Annotated in this window: 16 protein-coding genes; 6 read left to right on the forward strand and 10 right to left on the reverse strand. The window is 67.6% G+C overall.

All coding sequences use genetic code 11. The features are described from left to right. Positions 1-19: 19 nt before the first annotated feature. The 5 genes from SynRS9909_RS04880 to SynRS9909_RS04900 are packed head-to-tail and all read right to left on the reverse strand — an operon-like array spanning position 20 to position 9,714. Positions 20-379 (reverse strand): phosphomannose isomerase type II C-terminal cupin domain, encoded by a 360-nt coding sequence (locus SynRS9909_RS04880; RefSeq protein WP_007100167.1) that lies wholly within the window; start codon positions 377-379, stop codon positions 20-22. After that, complete coding sequence (locus tag SynRS9909_RS04885) at positions 376-2,073, reverse strand: exodeoxyribonuclease V subunit alpha (protein ID WP_007100166.1); 1,698 nt, start codon at positions 2,071-2,073, stop codon at positions 376-378. The genes SynRS9909_RS04880 and SynRS9909_RS04885 overlap by 4 nt, the downstream gene beginning before the upstream one ends. Next, positions 2,070-5,714, reverse strand: a complete 3,645-nt coding sequence (locus SynRS9909_RS04890) for a UvrD-helicase domain-containing protein (protein WP_007100165.1) — start codon at positions 5,712-5,714, stop codon at positions 2,070-2,072. Before SynRS9909_RS04890 ends, SynRS9909_RS04885 begins: the two co-directional genes overlap by 4 nt. Next, positions 5,711-9,064: an exodeoxyribonuclease V subunit gamma gene (locus tag SynRS9909_RS04895; RefSeq protein WP_007100164.1), complete on the reverse strand. Its 3,354-nt coding sequence runs from the start codon at positions 9,062-9,064 to the stop codon at positions 5,711-5,713. Before SynRS9909_RS04895 ends, SynRS9909_RS04890 begins: the two co-directional genes overlap by 4 nt. After that, complete coding sequence (locus SynRS9909_RS04900) at positions 9,058-9,714, reverse strand: metallophosphoesterase (RefSeq protein WP_007100163.1); 657 nt, start codon at positions 9,712-9,714, stop codon at positions 9,058-9,060. The genes SynRS9909_RS04895 and SynRS9909_RS04900 overlap by 7 nt, the downstream gene beginning before the upstream one ends. Before the next feature lie 90 nt (positions 9,715-9,804). Between SynRS9909_RS04900 and SynRS9909_RS04905 the strand changes: the two genes are divergently transcribed. Next, positions 9,805-10,059 carry a hypothetical protein gene (locus tag SynRS9909_RS04905; RefSeq protein ID WP_255479232.1) on the forward strand — a complete coding sequence of 85 codons (255 nt, stop codon included), beginning with the start codon at positions 9,805-9,807 and terminating at the stop codon, positions 10,057-10,059. 30 nt (positions 10,060-10,089) lie between these two features. Here the strand turns inward: SynRS9909_RS04905 and SynRS9909_RS04910 are convergent, their stop codons facing one another. From SynRS9909_RS04910 to SynRS9909_RS04920, 3 genes are read right to left on the reverse strand one after another with little or no spacing between them, the layout of a single operon-like run. After that, positions 10,090-10,320, reverse strand: a complete 231-nt coding sequence (locus SynRS9909_RS04910) for a hypothetical protein (RefSeq protein ID WP_007100161.1) — start codon at positions 10,318-10,320, stop codon at positions 10,090-10,092. A 25-nt stretch (positions 10,321-10,345) separates the two neighbouring features. After that, the gene (locus SynRS9909_RS04915; protein WP_007100160.1) at positions 10,346-10,675 is read right to left on the reverse strand and encodes an MgPME-cyclase complex family protein; all 330 of its coding nucleotides are present in this window, start codon (positions 10,673-10,675) and stop codon (positions 10,346-10,348) included. After that, the gene (locus tag SynRS9909_RS04920; protein WP_007100159.1) at positions 10,672-11,421 is read right to left on the reverse strand and encodes a pyridoxine 5'-phosphate synthase; all 750 of its coding nucleotides are present in this window, start codon (positions 11,419-11,421) and stop codon (positions 10,672-10,674) included. The genes SynRS9909_RS04915 and SynRS9909_RS04920 overlap by 4 nt, the downstream gene beginning before the upstream one ends. 136 nt (positions 11,422-11,557) lie before the next feature. Between SynRS9909_RS04920 and SynRS9909_RS04925 the strand changes: the two genes are divergently transcribed. The 4 genes from SynRS9909_RS04925 to grxD all read left to right on the forward strand — a co-directional run bounded on the left by SynRS9909_RS04925 (position 11,558) and on the right by grxD (position 13,494). After that, a complete protein-coding gene (locus SynRS9909_RS04925) occupies positions 11,558-12,256 on the forward strand; it encodes a 1-acyl-sn-glycerol-3-phosphate acyltransferase (protein ID WP_007100158.1) in 699 nt (232 codons plus the stop codon). Positions 12,257-12,282: 26 nt separating this feature from the next. Then, positions 12,283-12,828: a hypothetical protein gene (locus SynRS9909_RS04930; protein ID WP_007100157.1), complete on the forward strand. Its 546-nt coding sequence runs from the start codon at positions 12,283-12,285 to the stop codon at positions 12,826-12,828. 72 nt (positions 12,829-12,900) lie between these two features. After that, positions 12,901-13,134, forward strand: coding sequence for a BolA family protein (locus SynRS9909_RS04935; RefSeq protein WP_007100156.1), 234 nt, complete (start codon positions 12,901-12,903; stop codon positions 13,132-13,134). Between the two features lie 36 nt (positions 13,135-13,170). Next, positions 13,171-13,494, forward strand: a complete 324-nt coding sequence (gene grxD / locus SynRS9909_RS04940; protein WP_007100155.1) for a Grx4 family monothiol glutaredoxin — start codon at positions 13,171-13,173, stop codon at positions 13,492-13,494. Here the strand turns inward: grxD and SynRS9909_RS04945 are convergent. Continuing rightward, positions 13,491-13,757 carry a DUF6761 family protein gene (locus SynRS9909_RS04945; protein ID WP_007100154.1) on the reverse strand — a complete coding sequence of 89 codons (267 nt, stop codon included), beginning with the start codon at positions 13,755-13,757 and terminating at the stop codon, positions 13,491-13,493. The two genes, grxD and SynRS9909_RS04945, sit on opposite strands and share 4 nt — an antisense overlap. 140 nt (positions 13,758-13,897) lie before the next feature. Here SynRS9909_RS04945 and SynRS9909_RS04950 point away from each other — a divergent pair, with 140 nt between their 5' ends. Then, positions 13,898-14,602, forward strand: coding sequence for a response regulator transcription factor (locus tag SynRS9909_RS04950; protein ID WP_116431338.1), 705 nt, complete (start codon positions 13,898-13,900; stop codon positions 14,600-14,602). Here the strand turns inward: SynRS9909_RS04950 and SynRS9909_RS04955 are convergent. Beyond that, complete coding sequence (locus tag SynRS9909_RS04955; protein WP_007100152.1) at positions 14,574-15,131, reverse strand: hypothetical protein; 558 nt, start codon at positions 15,129-15,131, stop codon at positions 14,574-14,576. The two genes, SynRS9909_RS04950 and SynRS9909_RS04955, sit on opposite strands and share 29 nt — an antisense overlap. Position 15,132: the final 1 nt, after the last annotated feature.

Here is a 15,132-nt window from a genome sequence, read left to right on the forward strand (position 1 = left end):
TTCCTTCAAAGGCTTTGATTCAACCTATCACCCGACCAAAGTCATCTTCCAGGCGTTCGATATCGCTTTCACGCAGATCTGTGCCGTGTTGCACTTCGATGATCAGGAGATCGCCCTGGCCGGCGCGGGCACGATGGATGGCGCCGCAGGGGATGTGCAGGGTCGCGCCCGGGGTTGCTGGATGCCAGTGGCCCTCGCAGAAGAGCTCGCCCCGGCCGGCCGCCACCGTCCAGTTCTCACTGCGGTGCTGATGCCGTTGCAGGCTCAGGCGTTGCCCATCGCGGATCCAGAGCCGCTTGAGCTTGTAGCCGGGGCCTTCGAGTAAATCCTCATACCAGCCCCAGGGCCGCTCGACCCGTGGGCCAGGCTGCAGGTTCACGATGTCGCTGTGATCGGTGGTCCCAGCTTGGCGGGATCCGTCGCGCGGAGCAGCAGCAGTCGTTGGCGGGCCCGGGTGATCGCGGTGTAGAGCAGCGCCGTGGTGGTGTCATGTGGCATTTCAGACATCGTGTCGGGCCAGAGCACCAACACCCGATCGGCTTCGCTGCCCTGGGCCTTGTGCACGGTGAGTGCCAGGGCGGGTTCGAGGCGCTTCAGGCGTGCCGGGTGGAACAGACGAAGCTGCGCTTCACCCCTGGCATCGACGGAGCGGAATAGCAGGCGGCGCTGCTCGCCCAGCCCCACCGTCAGGCCCCGGTCGCCATTGGCCAGCCCCAGCTCATCCTGGTTCTCGGCGCAGAGCACGGGTACGCCGATGGGCCATTCCTGAACGCCCCCGGCGGGCAGCAGCGCGCGATGCACCGCCTCCACCCCCCAGGGCCCGCGCCGCCGGGGGCAGAGCACCTGCAGGCTGTCCAGGCTCTGCAACACTGCCTCTGCGGCTTCGGCTTCAGCATCGAAGGCACCGCTGTCTCCCGGTTCCGGTTGGACGCTCTGCAAGGCAGCGCGCAGCTGTTGCCGTTGCTCCTGCAACGCCTCGATCACCACCGATGGGATGGTGCGCCGATCAGCCCGCTGCAGCTCAACGTTGGTTTCGGCAAGGGCCGCGCCGAGTCGATCAGGCGCTGCCGCTTCCCAGAACGCCTCCATGCCCTCCTGAAGCAGCACGGCGCTGAGGTGGGCCAGGGCGCCGCGGTTGCGATACACCCGATGCAGCTCCACCGCGGCGCTGCCGAAGCGTTGCCGCTGAGCCGGCTGTTGCAGGTGGCTCCAGACCGCGCCCACGCCGATCGGGGGCAGCTGGGCGGCATCACCCACCAGGATCAGCTGGGCGTTCGCGGCTAAGGCCTCCAGCAGGGCTGTGGCCATGGCCAGGTCCACCATGGAGAGCTCATCCACCACCAGCAGATCGAGAGGCAGGGGCCGGTGGCGATGGCGGCCGTAGCCGCCAGGCCTGGCTTGCAACCAGCGATGCAGGGTGGCGCAGGGCAGTTGCCCGAGGCGCTCCTGCAGGGGCAGCGGCAGCTGGGGCAGGCCGGAGCGGATCGCCTCCTGCAACCGCGCCGCCGCTTTTCCGGTGGGGGCCGCGAGGCCGATCCGCAGGTCCGCCTGGTGCTGCAGAGCCTGGGCGAGCATGCGCACCACCGTGCTCGTTTTTCCGGTGCCCGGCCCCCCGCTGAGCAACACGACCCGATGGCGCCCGATCGCCGCGACCGCCTCGCGCTGCTCCTGATTCAGCCCGTTCAGGAGGTCGAGATCCACAGCGGCGGGTGGGGGCAACCGATCTGGGGCGCAGCGCTGCAGCAGGACCTCCACCAATTGCGCCATGCCCTGCTGCCAACGGCGGAAGCCGAGCCTGGTGCCCTCCCGCACCAGGGGGGCGTCGGGCCCATCCAGCCAGCCGCTCGCCTCCACCGCTTCGAGCTGCTCGGCGGCAACAACGCCATGGCTGGCACCGCTCGCCAGGGCCTCAACCAGGGCGAGCACCACGGCATCGAGGTGGGGCGAATCCCGGCGCGGTGGCACGAGGCGGCGCAGGGTGGACAGCATGCCCTGCGCCAGGGCCAGGGAGGCCTCGCTGGCGACTGGGTTGGAGCGGCTGCGTTCAGCCATGGCGGGAATGGGATGGGTCATGGCTGCCCCCCGTTGAGCACGCGATCCAGGGCCAGAATTCGCTGCACCGGCGCCGTCTCCACCAGCACCCCCGGGGTGGCGTTGCCGTCCAGGACGTTGGTGTCGTGGAGGTCTGTGCCTTGGACCTCGGGAAGGCCACGCAGAAAGACGTAGACATAACCGCCGAGATGGCGTTCGGGGGCGTAGTCAGGCAGGCGCCAGCGCAGAAAGCGATGCAGCGCCACCAGGTAGAGGTGGGCCTGCAGGGGGTAGTGGTGGTGCACCATCTCCCGCTCCAGAGCTTTGGGGTGGTAGTGGCTGGGTCCACAGGCCAAGGCCTGACTCGCTGGATCACGCTGCCCCAGCCAGTTGCTTTTCCAGTCCGCCACCCACCAACGGCCTGACTGGGGATCGGGGTCATCGCAGAACACCAGATCGATGGAGCCGGTGAGATAGCCGCGGCTGTGGATGGTCAGCTGGGCGATCCGGGCGGCGTAATCGCCCCCGAAGCGCGCCTCGGCTTGTACGCAGAAGGCTACAGCGAGGTTACGGGCCAACACCGCCTCGCCGTCGTGGGCTACGGGTAAATCGAAGTTCAGTTCATGGCGGCGGCGGTCGGCGTTGAGCTGCTGGAGACGGAGCCGGCCCAGGGCGCCCCCCAGCGGTGCCATGAGCAGCCGCTGCAGCCCTTGCTGCACTGCTCCAACCCAATCCGGCGCCAATCCGGCCCGGCGCAGTTCTTGCTCGATCGCGTCGCGACTGGTTGCATCCTCCGCAAGCGTGTCAAAGCCAACCCGCTCGAGAATGCGGTGGAGGCAGTCGCCGGCAGCCGGCCCGCGCGGGAACTCGCAGAGGGGCCCGTTAGCGCTCTCCTCCGCCGGCAGGGACTCTGCTGCAGCATCGAGTTCAGCCTCCGGGTCCCGGTCTCGGCCCTCCTCCTGGCGATGGGGATCCGACGCGTTGGCGCTCCAGGCGGAATAGCTGCTCCGCCCCCAGAGGCGGTCCAAGGGGCGCCGCGGCACAGCTCCCAGCTGCAGCTCCTGGCTCTGGACCGTGCGCTGCCAGCGGCGCCGCGGCGTCTCCGGTGGGAGCAGCAGCGGATGGAGACCTTCAGGCCTGGCTTGCAGCCACCCCTGAAGGGGGCCTGCTTCCTGGCCGCTCGCCTGGGCGTTGATCAGGATCAGCTGGCGCACGGCCCGGGTCATCGCCACATAGGCGAGTCGTTCCGCTTCGGCGCGGGTCTCGCCGTCTTCATGGGCTGCCATCGCCGCTCCCGCACCCCAGTCGCGGTTGAGGGCCACCAGCCAGCGGCCGTGATGGCGCCAGAGCGGTCCCTGGGCCGGCGCCGGTTCCTGCCAGAGATAGGGGCAGATCACCACCGGATATTCCAGGCCTTTGCTGCGGTGCACGGTGACCACGGCAATGGCGCTTTGGGCCGTGTCGCTGTGGGGTTGGCGTTCCTCCGGTAACGCCTCCAGCGGTTGCAGGCGTTGGCGCCGCAACCAGTCGGCGGCGCTGGCGAGATCCAGTCCCAGGCGATGCACGGCGTCCTGCACCAGGCGGGCGCTCTGTTGCAGATCACCCCCAAAGCGCCCCCGCTCCGAGAGGCTGGCGACGGTGTTGCTTTCCATCACCTGGGCGAGACAGCCGAGCAGGCCGAGATGGTCCCACTGGGCCGCCAGGGCGTCGATGCGTTGGGCCAGGCGATCCAGCTGGCCGTTGTCTTCCGCTGCCTTCAGCTCCGCCGCTGACCACTGCATCAGGGCGGAGCAGGCAAGCAGCCGCAGGCGGGCGCCATCGGCAGGGTTGGCCAGGCTGTCGAGCAAGCGTTGCAGCGCCTCCGCTGCCGCTGTGGCCAGCACATCACCCTGGCTCACCAGACGGCTGGGTAGGCCGCTGGCCGCAAGCTGGCGGCGCATCGCTTCGGCCTGGCGGTGTTTGCTCACCAGGATGCAGAGATCACCGGGCTGGAGCGACGGCTGCCTGTGCAGGAGGTCAACGGCGATCTGCGCCACGATCCTGGGCAGTTGCTCGTCCAGGGCGGTTTTGCTGCAGGCGTTCCCGTCCGCCGTCAGGTCGAGCAGCTGCAGGGGGCCTTCTGAGCCGTTCTCGCTGAGGGGTTCGGCGCTGCTTCTGGCCTCCAGCGCCGGCACCTCCAGCTGAGAGTGACGCAGCCCTGGGGCCATGAAGCGGTTCAGGGCCTGCATCAGCGGGGCGGTGGTCCGGAAGTTGACGAGCAGGGCGTCGATGCGATCGGCCCGCTCGCGCGCCCGGCGATAGGTGTTCAGGTCGCCGCCGCGGAAGCGGTAGATCGCCTGTTTCGGATCGCCCACCATCAACAGCAGGTGCGCCTCGCTGCCCACGAACACGCTGCGCAGCAACCGCCATTGCAGCGGATCGGTGTCCTGGAATTCATCGATCAGGGCGACCCGGTAACGCCGGCGCAGCGCTTCGACCACCGCCTGCTGCTGGTCCGGCGGCTGGGTGGCTGGATCGAGGGCATCGAGCAGCCCGGAGAAACCGATCACGCCGCGCCGTTCGCGCCGTTGGCGGAGGGCCGCCAATCCCCACGGCAGGGCATGACGCCAGACCTGCTCGGCCGGTCCATCCCACAGATCGGCAATCGCCGTCATCAGCGCAGGGCTGGGCAGGCTGGCGGTGGTGTCTCCGGCCTGGCGCGCCACGCGGCTGAAATGGCCCGGGTGGAAGTAACCACCGAGCAGCTCCTGGGCGCGCACGGTGCCGTAGTGGGGGGCGGCGGGGCAGACCTCCTGCTGCTGCACCCAGGCATGGAGCAGTTGCTGGCGTTGCTTGCGCGGTTTCGGGCTGTAATCGCCGGTTTTTTTGAGGCCGGCACGGCTGCGCCAGTCGGCGGCGGCAACGCGGAAGGCGTTCTCGAGCGCTTCCCCTTCCTGCCGCCAGGCCTCGACGAAGTGTTGCCAGCGTTTCGGTCGCCAGTGCTCGAACTGTTCGCGAAGGTTCTGCTCCGGGTCGGGGGCGTCGGGGCCGGGATCGAGGGCAACGCCGCTGTCGCCATCCAGGCGCACCAGGGCTTGGCTGAGGGCCTCGGCGGAGAGTCCGGCTGCCTGCAGGCCGCGCAGGTCTCCAGGTTCAAGCTGCAGCACCTGCTGCTGCCAGTAATCATGAGCCACCTCCCGGCACAGCCGGTCGCTGTCGCTCTCTAGGGCCGGGTCCATTGCCTGGCCGCTCTGCAGGGCCTGACGCTGCAGGGTGCGACGGCAGAAGCCATGGATGGTGGTGATGTCGGCCCGCTCGAGGCTTTCCAGGGCGCTGAGCAGACGACTGGCGAGCTCGCGGCAACGGCCGGCCTCCTGGCCCTGGCGTGCCAACCAGTCGCGCAGCACCGGATCAGCTTCTTGCTGCGCAGCGCCGCACTGCGCAGCTGCTGAATCCTCAGGGGTCTGGATCGCGAGCAGGCCCTGGAGGGCCTGCTCCAGGCGCCGGCCGATGCGGTCGCGCAATTCCGCTGCCGCCGCATCGGTGAAGGTGACCACCAGCAGTTGGTTGAGATCCAGGTCGCGTTCGGTGATCAGGCGCAGCACCAGGTGGGCGAGGGCGAAGGTTTTTCCGGTGCCAGCACTCGCTTCAAGCAGGCGCACACCGGGATCGAGCGGATAGGCGTTGTGCTCGAACCGTCTCATCGCTCCAGGTGCTCCACCAGGGGCTGGTACAAGCCTTGGAAGGCCGCCTCGAAACCCGGCGCCTCCAGCAGCTGCTCGCTGTCGCAGCCCTCGCCGAAGCAGAGGCGCATCTCCGGCCGCTCCCGCTCGGGGAAGGCCTGGAAGTCGCCTTGCCACTGGCTGCGGAAGGCCCGGTTGGCGGTGTCTTCGCCTTTGTGCAGCTGCAGAGCCCGCGCCAGGCCACTCTCGGGAGGCACCGGCCAGCAGTGGCGCCAACCTTCCATCACGCAAGCCTGAAGAGTGTGGAGGTAGGCCGCGGCCCGATCCGGGTCGAACCCTCGCCAGCGCAGGGCCACAGCAAATCCGTCGCTGCTGCTCTTGCCCGTGTCGCGGGTGATCATCACCGTGTCGCGGCCCTCAGCCGCCGCCTGTGCCTGGAGGTGCTGCCACCAGCCGCGGAGCACCCCTCGCGCCCGCAAGCGCCCTGGCTGGGCGACCACCAGGGTGTCGCCGGCGACCAGGCGCCCACCTTGCCGCCGCACGGATCCGACCTGCAGCAGGGCGCTCTGCAGGCTTTGCCAGCGCTGCTCCAGGCGATCGGTCTCCACCGCGGCAGCAGCAGCCGGGGGAAGCCAGCCTCGGCCCCGGCTGCGTTCCAGCCAGTCGCCTGGTTCCGGCTCGCTCCAGCCGCGACCGTTCTCAGCCTCGGGCAGCTGATCAATCAGGTGCTGCAGGCGCTCCTGCAGCAGCGCCTGCCTGTCCCGTTCCGCCAGGTCGAGGGCCTCGAAGTCTTCGATCGGCTCCAGCCATTCCTGGGGCCTGAGGCCTTGCTCCTCCAGCCAGACCCGTTGGGGGGCCGCCAGCCAGCGTTCGATCCGCTCCGCATCCAGCAAACTGTGATCCAGCAAACCGTGATCCAGCGAACCGTTGGCCTCCTCTGCCGTGGCGTCGCTGAGGGTCCAATGCAGCGGTTGGGCCAGGCCCACCAGGTCATCGCTGGCGCTGGCTGTCACGCCAGAACCTCTCTCACCCCTGAGGGCCTGATCGAGGCAGCGGCGCGCCAGCAGCAAGCGTTGATCACAGCTCGCCAGAACACCCGGTGCCTGCGGTTGGAAGTTGGTCGGATCGAGCGGATTGGCGGCGGGTTGAAGCCGCAATGCCGTCATGGCGGCGGGGCCCAGCTGCTCTTCAAGCAGCGACAACCACTGCTGCACCGGCGCCGCGGGCGGCAACGTCTCCCCCCGTCGCTCGTCGCGGGCGTTCCAGCTGATCAGCAGATGTTGGCGCGCTGAGAGCAGGGCCTCCAGGAGGGCGTAGCGGTCCTGATCGCTGGGGGAGGGATCCCCCAGCCGGCGTTGCTGTTCGAGCAGATGGAAACCGGGGCGCTCGCTCTGCCGGGGAAAACTGCTGGCATCCAGCCCCATCAGGATGATCACCCGGTGCGGGATGGCGCGCATCGGTTCCAGGGCGCTGATCGTCACGGCGCCGCTGCGATGACCGAAGCGACCGCTGTCGCGTGAGAGCGCTTCCCGCAACACCGCCACCACCACGCTCGGTTCCAGCAGCAGAGCACAGGTGTCCGCCCGTTCCCGCCAGCCCTCCAGAGCCGCCAACACGGCTTGCTTCTCCTCGCTCCAGGCGCCGCCATCGCCGAAGAGCTCCTCCAGCAGGGTGAGCAGCAGGGGGATCCAGTCGCTGCAGCGACGCGGCTGGCCGAGGCGGTCGAGCCAGCGGGCGAGTCGATCGAGCAGGGGCCACCAGCGGCCCAGCTGCTCCGGTGTCAGCCCATCACTGAACGGGGCGGTGTCACCGTTGCCCACCGTGGTGGCGTCATCAAACACCAGGCCGAGCAACCAGCGATCCAGGCACCAGCGCAGGCTGTGGGTGGGATCGCCGCGCCGGTCGCGCCCATCGAGGCCCCAGCGGAAGCCGCTGCGCTGCAGGCAGCGATGGATCGCCTCCACCTCGCTGCGCTCCAGTTGTTGCGCCGCCTGCAGGGCCGGGTTGGCGAGCAGTTGCTCGAGCCCTGTGGCCGTCAGGCGTTCACCGGCCATCTCCAGAAGTTGGAGCACGCTCTGGCAGAGGCCGGGACTGTCCTGCTGGCTGCGGTCGGTGAGGCGCCAGGGCAGGGCGACGCCGGTGGCCGCGGCGTCGTTGAAGACCGAGCTCAGCAGCGGCGCGAAGTGATCGATCTGCGGGGTCATCACCAGCACATCCCGGGGTTGGAGCGTTGGGTCCGCCGCCAGCCACTGCAGGATCTGATCGCGCACCAGTTGCACCTCGCGCCAGCGGCCTGGGCTGGCCAGAAAGCGGAGTGACTCGTCTCCGACCTGATGGTGCAGGTCGGTGTCCTGTGTCACCACCAGCTGCTCCTGCAGTTGTTCCAGCAGGGAGGGACGTCGGTTCGCCTCGAGGGCGCTGGTCATCGGCGCGGCAAACAGATCCCCGTTGGTGCGTTCACCCAATTGACAGTCGCCGCTGCCTTCGAGCAGCAGCTGAAATTCCGCCCCCATGCGACCTGCCATCGCCTCCAGCCGAGGTGCCTCCAGCAACCAGGACCCATCCAGGGGGGCCTGCCAGTGGTCGCCCAGCCGGCGTCGCCGTTGCCCGGAGCGTTGCCAGAGATCCGGGCAGGGGGTGAGCAGAAACAACTGCACGTCGATCACGCCCGAGAGGGCCTGCAACAGCTCTACCTGCACCGGCGCCATGCTGCTGATGCCGAACAGGCGCAGCTGCCTGGGCAGGCACTCGGTTGGTGCTGCACCGGCGCGCAGCCGTTGCACTGCACGCCGCACCTGGAGGCCAAAGGGGGGGACGGGGCAGTGTCGGGCCAGCTGTTGCACCAGCAGGGGTTGCCACTGCAGGGCGGTCGGCAGGTCCGGGTCCGGGCCGCTGCGGTGCAGCCAACGCTCCAGCGCATCGGGCCGATACAGGGCGTAATCGTCGATCGCATCGGCGAGGCTGCGGGCGAGCAGCCAGCGGTCCCGGTTCAGTTGACCGGGGCCGCTGGGGTGCAGGGCCATCCATTGGCGCAGCGGTTCGGCCTCCGCTTCTGCCAACAGGTCTGGAAGAACGTCGAGCACGCGCCACACCAGCCCCTCCGCCCGCCAGGGATCGTCGGCGTCGGCTTGGGAAGCGTCGCCATCAAGGCTGCGAACCAGCTGACGCAGGCGGGAGCCTGGGAAGGGGAATCGCACCAGGGCGCTGATGCCGTTGACGGCCGCGAGTTGCTCCCCCAGCCAGCGACTGGTGGGCCAGGTGTTGACCATCACCTCCACCTCGTCGAACGGTGCCGGTGGCGCCAGCCTCAGCTGTTCCGCCAGGATCCGGGCCAGCCATTCCGCCCGGTTGCTCCGGTAGACCGTCAGCAAGGCACGCGCTCGACCTGATCGGCGCGCTGCTGCAGGGCGGGGCTCGGCAGGGCAGTGTGTCCGATTACCTGCACAACGGCATCGCTTTCCGGGCAGTAAGCGGTGAGCAGTCCTCCATACACCGCGCCGGTGTCGATCATCACGATCTCCCCTTTGCGCTCCACCGAGGGCCTGGGCGTGTGGCCCACCACCACTCGGCCATAGCGACCGTCATAGCTGTCCCAGAAGGGTTCGCGGATGCGCAGGTCCGGTCGGCCTTCAGGATCGAAACCGGCGTGGGTGGCGACCCAGCCATCACCGCGATAAAGATCCGGCAGGCGGCGGAGACGTTGCAGCCACTGCCGCGTGAGGCCATCGCCGAGCTGCCGATAGGTGTCGATGCTGAGCAGCTGGCTGTCGCTCCGCCCGGGACTCCCTTCGAGGCCCTCGATCAACGCCTGTTCGTGGTTCCCTCGCAGCCAGGTGGCGCGACCGGTGCAGACCAGTTCCCACACCAGGTTGATGGTTTCGCTGATCCCCGGGCCGCGGTTGATCACATCACCACAGAACACCAGGTGATCGCCCGCGGGCAGCACAATGAGAAGCCGCCGCAGCGGCTGATGGCAACCGTGCACATCGCCGATCACCCAGTGACGAGGCGCCACAGCCACGGGATGACCTCTCTCAGCATCATTCCTTCGGATTCTGACGAACGGCCGGGATCGTGTCAGCAACCCTGCCTACGGTGTTGCCTCGCTGAGATGAGAGTTGTGGATCCGCGCTCATTGCCGGTGGCCCGCCGGGTCGCCCTGTTGGTCAAGGCGATCGATGGGGCGCCGCGCACGAATGAGGCCCTGGCCAAGGCCGCCGATGGCGAAGCGATGTTGGATGTGCTGGTGTCGGCGTCCGAAAAACTGGGCCTGGGCCTGACCCGCGAGGACTTGAGCCGAACGCCACCGATCCGCGACTGGATCTGGTGGCACGGCAAACAGGCGCCGATCACGATCGGCAATTGAGTGATTTGCGATCGAGCCTCCGCTCCGGTTTCACCAGGGGTAATCCTCTGCTTTGGCATCCGGCGGGCAGGGATCGGACGCCCGACCTCCCGGTAGATCCTCATCGCTGATGATGTCGTTGAGGTAGGCAGCGCAGAGTTGTTCGGGGGTGAGTGAATTCACCCAGCTCTGCCAGCCACCGCCGGAATCCGCCCACGCCGCCCCGGCACTTGTCAGCACCAGGCTGAGGGCCAGGGGGTACAGACTGGACCGGTGGGGCATGGCTGAGCAGGGCGTCGGGGTCAACTCAATGGGGCGCCACAAGGGAGGCGAGGGCCTCAGGGATCGTGGCGCTCGGGGCTTCGAACTGCCCCTCCAGAACAAATTCAAGCCGCAATTTCATGAAGGTGATGAAGCTGGCGTCGGTGGACACCACCGCTGCGGCCGGCTGGGGCACCTGGGCAGCCAGATCCTTCAGCTCCGGGGCGCTGAGGAAGGCCGGTTGGCGCACCAGCCAGAAATCAATCTCCCGACCCTGCTCGCTGTAGTGACGCTGGCGCTCCCGCAGCACCTCATCGAGCGGCTCCTCCTCGGTGAGGAAGCGTTCGCTGGCGGCGACGAAGTGATACGTGGTCATGACGGGGTGCTTCCAAAGAGCGGCTCACGGCGGGGATTCTGAACCAGACGCTTCATTTCGCTGACGGCGCTCTGCAGGCCGACCGCCAGGGCGCGGGCCACGATCGTGTGGCCGATGTTCAGCTCCTCCATGCCTTCGATCGCCGCCACCGCTTCCACGTTCTGGTAGGTGAGGCCATGGCCGGCGTTGACGCGCAGGTCGAGATTGCGGGCGATCGCACTGCCCTCGATCAACCGCGCCAGCTCCAAAGGCTGGTCGGGCCACGCCGCTTCGGCATAGCGGCCGGTGTGCAATTCCACCCAGCGAGCTCCCGTGGTGCGGCAAGCCTGCAGCTGGCGTGCGTCGGCATCCACAAACAGGCTCACGCCGATCCCGGCGTCCTGCAATCGGCCGACCAGTCGCTGGAGCGGTTCCACCTGGCCGGCCACATCGAGGCCCCCTTCGGTGGTCACCTCTTCGCGCTTCTCCGGCACCAGGGTGACCATGTCGGGCCGGATCCGCAGGGCGATCGCTTCCATCTCGGTGGTGGCCGCCATCTCCAGATTGAGACGGCTGCGCACCGTCTGGCGCAGCAAGTCCACGTCACGGTCCTGGATGTGGCGACGGTCTTCGCGCAGGTGCACGGTGATGCCGTCGGCGCCGCCCAGTTCGGCCAGCAGGGCGTAGCTCACCGGATCGGGCTCAACGGTGCGGCGGGCCTGACGCACGTTGGCGATGTGGTCGATGTTCACACCGAGGCTGGCCACGCTGGATTCACAAACGGTCGATTGAATCTATGCAGCGACACCCGGCGAGCGGCCGAAGGATCAACTGCCCAGCAGAGCCTGGAACGGCGGGCTTCGGCCCCTAAGTTTCCAGCCGATCGATGACCACGCCGACGCGGTGACCTCCAGCCTGGCGACACGTGAAAGCGCCCTGGGTTCGGGGATAGACCCCTTCTGGGCTCCCCTGGCGATGGTGCTCACCCAGGACCTGGCCTTGAGGGCCTACTTCCGGGAGCGCATCGTGCTCGGAGCGGAACGGTTGCCGCTGGAGGGCCCCCTGCTGTTGGCCCCCACCCACCGGGCTCGCTGGGATGCCCTGATGCTGCCGATGGCGGCGGGACGCCGCATCACCGGGCGTGATTGCCGTTTCATGGTCACCCGCACGGAGATGGACGGGGCCCAGGGGTGGTTCCTGCATCGGCTCGGCTGCTTCGCTGTTGATCAGGGTCGACCGTCCCTGACCACCCTGCGCTACGCGATCGATCTCCTCGCCGTTGGGCAGCAGGTGGTGGTGTTCCCGGAGGGCCGGATCAATCGCACGGATGACCCCATCCGTCTGCAGCAGGGATTGGCGCGCCTGGCTCAGCTCGCCCATCGCCAGGGGGTACCGGTCAGGGTCCTGCCTGTCGGGTTGGCTTACAGCGAGGCTCTGCCACGTTTCTGCGCCCGGGCGGCGATCTGTTTCGGCGAGGTCATGGACGTTGAGGGCCATGGCCGGGAGGCGGTGCGGGCCTTCAACGCCAAACTGGCCCAGCGCATGCAATCAGCTGAACAAGCGGCCCGGGAGGCGGTGGGCCGTCCCCTCAATGCCCCTTAAAGTCCGCCCACTGTTCTGGTCTGTTCATGCGTTCCCGCCTCTCGCTGACCGCCCTGGCTCTGGCGGCTGGCCTGTCGCTGACTCCCGCTGTTGCCATGGCTCAGGCCGATGGTGCTGCCGACAGCGGTGTCGCCAAGGTGCTCGCCAGTGGTGGTGCCGGTTTCAACGTGGCTGCGGTGCAGGATCTGATCAACCGGGGTGATGCCGCGGTGGCGGCCGGCAATCTCCCGGAAGCGCGCAAGGACTATGACAACGCCCGCTCTGCAGCCAAGCAGCTCCTGGCGTTTTATCGCGATCTGAGCGGCGCCTTCCGCGGTCTTGATGCCCGCATCCCCAGGGAAATGGATGCGAAAGGCCGGGCCGCTCTGGGGCTGCTGGCGGAAGCGAATCTCCGCCTCGCCGCCCTGTTCCGGCGTCAGAACCAGCCGGAGGTGGCGGTGCCCGTGCTGGTGGAGGTGGTGCGTCTGATGACCCCGTCGCAACCGCAGGGCCAGAAGGCTTACCAGAGCCTGGTGGAGCTCGGCTTTGTCGAGACGCCGTTCGCGGCGGCGAAAACCGCGCCTGCGAACTGAGACGCTTTCCTGATGCCACGTCGGTGGCTGCCGCCATCTGTCAGCATCAGCACGCATCTGAGACAGGCGCTCATGGTTCAACCCGATGCAGTGGTGGCGGCGATCCGTCATGCCCTCCCGGATGCCCAGGTGGAGGTTGAGGATCTCACTGGTGGTGGCGATCACCTCCAGGTGACGGTGGTGTCGAGCGGCTTCAGCGGGCTCAACCGGGTTCGCCAGCATCAGCTCGTCTACAAGGCCCTGCGCGATGAGCTCGCCAGTGAGGCGATTCATGCCCTGGCCCTCAACACCTCAACGCCCACCTGAGCGCCGCTTGACTTTTTATCCCATTGCTCTTCCGTCATGGATGACCAGACCAAGGCCCGCATTGAGAGCCTGATTCAATCCAGCCCGATTGTCGTGTTCATGAAGGGCACCAAGCTGATGCCCCAGTGCGGCTTCTCCAACAACGTGGTGCAGATCCTGAACTCCCTTGGTCTGCCCTTTGAAACCTTCGACGTGCTCTCCGATATGGAGATCCGTCAGGGCATCAAGGAGTTCTCCGACTGGCCCACGATCCCCCAGGTGTATGTGAAGGGGGAATTCATCGGTGGCTCCGACATCCTCATCGAGATGTACAACTCCGGTGAGCTCAAGGAAAAGCTTGAGGTGGCGCTCGCGTCTTAATGCTGCGGTTGCCTGAACAGGGTGCTCAGGTCGCCGTCGGGTCCGATGAAGCTGGAAGGGTCAAGGATCCAGCGATCCACCAACCCTTCCAGTCGGGCCTGCTCCCGCGGGTCCAGGCTGCCGGTTTTGCGCAGGGCATGGAGGTAACCGTCGGCGTAGAGACGGAGCTCCGCGGGGCTGTGATAGCGGTGCGTCAGCTCCTGGCAGGCGTCACACAGCGACTGGAAGTGTCGAATCGCCTCCGGGTGCTGCAGAGATGTCATGGCCAGTGAGGACGGCAGCCTCTGTTACCAGCGTGCCTTGAAATTGGCCTTAGCGTAAGCATGCACTCCATCGGCTTGTGACCTCCTCCTCCCGTGATCTGCTGCAGAGCGGAGCCCCGCCGGCTCCTGCAGCCACCTCCATGCGATCCAGCGGGAGTCCAAAGGAGCCATCGCGGGTGCTGGTGGTGGAGCCGCACCCCACCCTGCGCACCGTTCTGGTGCAGCGTCTGCGTCAGGACGGTCACCTCACGGCGGCGGTGGCCACCGCTGCCGAGGCCTTGGAGGTGTGCCAGGAGCAATCGCCCGATCTGTTGGTGAGCGCTGAGATCCTTGAGCAGAGTTCCGCCCTGCGGCTGGCTCAGCAGCTGCGCTGTCCGGTGATTGTGCTCACGGCCCGTTCCGGTGCTGAGCCCGTGGTGGGCCTCCTCGACGATGGTGCCGATGATGTGCTCCGTAAACCGTTCGGGTTGGAGGAGCTGGCGGCCCGTTGTCGCACCCTGCTGCGCCGTGGCGGCACCGGACTGCAGGAGCAGGTCACGGTGGGGCCGCTGCAGGTGCATCTGCTCCTTCGCCAGGTGACGCTGCGCGAGAAGCCTGTGGAGCTGAGCCCGCGGGAATTTGCTCTTCTTTGTGCCTTGCTGATGCCACCGGGAATGGTGCGCAGTCGCCAGGACCTGTTGCGCATGGCCTGGCCCCCCTTCAGCGGTGGGCCGCGATCGGTGGACACCCAGGTGCTCACCCTGCGGCGCAAGCTGGAGCAGGCCGGTCTTGGTGAAGGTGGCGGCATCACCACCGTGCGCCAGCAGGGCTATCGCTTCAGCCTGGAGGGCCTTCCGGCAGCGTGATCCAGCCAGCGTTCATTGCTGCGAACGCGACCAGTTCCGAGGTGAGCATCAGGGCGGCGAGCAGGGCAAGGAGCTGATAGGTCCAGGGCGGCGTGAGCCGTTGCACCTTGGAGGTGTCCACGCCGCTTGCGGTCTGGAATCGCTTGAGAAAAGCGTCGAAGCGATCAAGCCGCTGAGGCAACAGATAGTGCTCCTGACGGGCACTGCTCACGTAATACACCGTGCCGCCCTGACTGGTGCCCATGGGAATGAGGCGGCTGATCTCCTGCCAGGGCAGCTGCCAGCCGCGCCGCAGCAACCAGGCGCACCAGCGTGGATATCCCACCTGGATCCTCTGGTCATTGAGTCGCACCTCTTCACTGAGCAGCGCCCACACCAAGGCCAGGCCGATCGGCGCGGCGAGAAGCAGCAGGGGTCGCAGTCCGGGTGGTGCCATCAGGGGGAGAGGCAGCACCAACGCCAGGTAGACGCCAATCAGGGTGCCCCGGATCAAGGGTGAGATCTGGAAGCGTTCGTCCATCGCCTCCATC

The organism is Synechococcus sp. RS9909 (genome assembly GCF_014279595.1).
Taxonomy (GTDB): domain Bacteria; phylum Cyanobacteriota; class Cyanobacteriia; order PCC-6307; family Cyanobiaceae; genus Synechococcus_C.

Bases quoted from the DNA above. Each gene is read 5' to 3' on its own strand.
- SynRS9909_RS04950 (WP_116431338.1), top strand. From the start codon at position 13,898: ATGCGATCCAGCGGGAGTCCAAAGGAGCCATCGCGGGTGCTGGTGGTG.
- SynRS9909_RS04885 (WP_007100166.1), bottom strand. From the start codon at position 2,073: ATGACCCATCCCATTCCCGCCATGGCTGAACGCAGCCGCTCCAACCCA.
- SynRS9909_RS04910 (WP_007100161.1), bottom strand. From the start codon at position 10,320: ATGCCCCACCGGTCCAGTCTGTACCCCCTGGCCCTCAGCCTGGTGCTG.
- SynRS9909_RS04955 (WP_007100152.1), bottom strand. From the start codon at position 15,131: ATGGAGGCGATGGACGAACGCTTCCAGATCTCACCCTTGATCCGGGGC.
- grxD (WP_007100155.1), top strand. From the start codon at position 13,171: ATGGATGACCAGACCAAGGCCCGCATTGAGAGCCTGATTCAATCCAGC.
- SynRS9909_RS04915 (WP_007100160.1), bottom strand. From the start codon at position 10,675: ATGACCACGTATCACTTCGTCGCCGCCAGCGAACGCTTCCTCACCGAG.
- SynRS9909_RS04935 (WP_007100156.1), top strand. From the start codon at position 12,901: ATGGTTCAACCCGATGCAGTGGTGGCGGCGATCCGTCATGCCCTCCCG.
- SynRS9909_RS04945 (WP_007100154.1), bottom strand. From the start codon at position 13,757: ATGACATCTCTGCAGCACCCGGAGGCGATTCGACACTTCCAGTCGCTG.
- SynRS9909_RS04890 (WP_007100165.1), bottom strand. From the start codon at position 5,714: ATGAGACGGTTCGAGCACAACGCCTATCCGCTCGATCCCGGTGTGCGC.
- SynRS9909_RS04905 (WP_255479232.1), top strand. From the start codon at position 9,805: ATGAGAGTTGTGGATCCGCGCTCATTGCCGGTGGCCCGCCGGGTCGCC.
- SynRS9909_RS04930 (WP_007100157.1), top strand. From the start codon at position 12,283: ATGCGTTCCCGCCTCTCGCTGACCGCCCTGGCTCTGGCGGCTGGCCTG.